This is a genomic window from Streptomyces sp. NPDC007164, assembly GCF_040634135.1.
GTDB lineage: Bacteria > Actinomycetota > Actinomycetes > Streptomycetales > Streptomycetaceae > Streptomyces > Streptomyces sanglieri.
The window spans coordinates 1-2,137 of the sequence record NZ_JBEYFB010000134.1 but is presented as its reverse complement, the minus strand read 5'-3'; the positions used below and the strand labels follow the sequence as shown (position 1 = coordinate 2,137).

Annotated in this window: 1 protein-coding gene; it reads right to left on the bottom strand. The window is 70.6% G+C overall.

The window, feature by feature from the left end; genetic code table 11:
- Nucleotides 1–2,137 (bottom strand): condensation domain-containing protein (locus ABZ622_RS41965; protein WP_360552594.1); only part of this gene is annotated, 2,137 nt, incomplete at both ends.

Here is a 2,137-nt window from a genome sequence, read left to right as displayed (position 1 = left end):
AGGTGATGTGCGAGCCGGTTCGACCGGGCGTTCAACTCACCGTACGAAAGCGACTCTTCGCCGAAGACCACGGCCACCGCACCCGGACACTCCCGCGCCCGCTCCGCCACCAGACCGTGCAACGTCGCCGCATCCGCGACACCCGCCTCCGCACCGCCCCACACCTCCGACAGCGCCCGCAACTCCACCGCACCCAGCATCTCCAACTCACCCACCAAGGCCGCCGGATCATTGGCAAGGGAGGAGATGAGCCCCACGAAGTGCCCGGTGAGACGCTCGATCTCGTCCTGCCGGAAGAGCCCGCGATCGTAGGCGATGTTCACCTTCAGCCGCTCGCTGTCGTAGACGATGGCCGTGATCGGGTAGCCGGTCCGCTCCACGTCGAGGCGGGAGGTGACGACGAGCCCGTCCGGCAGCTCGTCGTCACCGAGGCCGGGGAAGTTCTGGAAGACGAGCATCGACCGGAAGAGCTGCTCGCCCTTGGGGACCGCGCTCCACCCCTGCGCGTCGACCAGCGACGTGTACTCGTACTGCCTCAACTCCACATGCTCGACCTGGAGTTCACGCAACCAATCCACCACCGGAAGATCCGACCGCACCCGGGCACGCACCGGCAGCGTGTTGATGAACAGGCCGATCATCGACTCGGCCTCGGCGAGCCCGTCGTGGCGGCCGGACACGATCGATCCGTAGACCACGTCGTCGCAGCCGCTGTAGCGGGAGAGGAGCAGCGCCCAGGCGCCCTGCACCACCGTGTTGACCGTGACCCTGTTGGCCCGCGCGAAGGCGCCGAGACGAGCGGTGGCCTCGGCGTCAAACCGCAGCACGACGTCGTCGAAGCCGCGCTCTGCGGTCGCGGCGCCGATGCCGAGATCCGTGGGCTCGGCGAAGCCGCCCAGGCGGCCGCGCCAGAACTCCTCGGCCCGCTCCCGCGACTGCGCCTCCAGCCACTCGATGAACCGGGCGTACGGAACGGGTTCGGCGAGTTCGACGGACGTGCCGTCCAGCGAGGCGCGGTAGAGCGCGAAGACCTCCCGCATGACCAGCTGGGCGCTCCAGCCGTCGAGGACGAGGTGGTGGAACGTCCACAGGACCATCGCGCGGTCGTCCCCGAGCCGCACGACCGTCAGGCGCTGCAGCGGCGCGGACCCGAGGTCGAAGCCGCGCGCCCGGTCCGACTCGACGAGTTCGTCGAGCCGGCGCTCCTGCTCGCTCCCGGCCGTGGACCGCCAGTCGATGACCTCGAAGGGCAGCTCGACCTTGCGCTGCACCACCTGCACCGGCTCGTCCAGTCCCTCCCACACGAACGCGCTGCGCAGCACCGAATGCCGGTCGACCACGGCCTGCCACGCCTCGCGCAGCCGCTCCAGGTCCAGCGGCCCATCGAACTCGTCGAGGAACTGGACCGTGTACGGGTGCACGTCCGATGCGTCGTACAGGCTGTGGAAGAGCATCCCGGACTGCAGCGGGGCGAGTCCGTACCGGGTCGGGGCGGGACCCCTCGGGGCCTCCGGCTCCGCCGGCCCGTCCTGGGCGGCCGCCGGCGTCTCGTGCTCGGCGATCCCGGCGACGGTCTGATGCCGGAAGATCATGCGCGGCGTGAGGTCGAGGCCGTGCCGCTTGGCGCGCGAGATGACCTGGACGCTGAGGATCGAGTCGCCGCCGAGCTCGAAGAAGTTGTCGTGGACGCCGACCCGGTCGACGCCGAGGACCTCGGCCCAGATTCCCGCGACGATCTCCTCCACCAGGGTGCGCGGGGCCACGTACTCCGCACCGAGGCGCGGGCGGGCGCCGTCGGGGGCGGGCAGGGCCTTGCGGTCCACCTTGCCGTTGCCTGTCAGCGGCAGCTCGTCCAGGACGACGAAGCCACTGGGCACCATGTGGTCCGGCAGGCTGCCCCGACACCACTCGCGCAGGTCGGCGACGGTCGGGTCGGCTCCGGGGGTGAGCGCGGCGTAGCCGACGAGGCGATGGTCGCCAGGGCTGTCCTCCCGCATCAGGACCGTGACCGCCGAGACGTCCGGGTGCGCGGCCAACGCGGCCTCGACCTCGCCGAGTTCGATGCGGAAGCCGCGGATCTTGACCTGGTCATCGAGCCGTCCCAGGTACTCCAGCTCGTCGTCGGACGTCCTGCGCA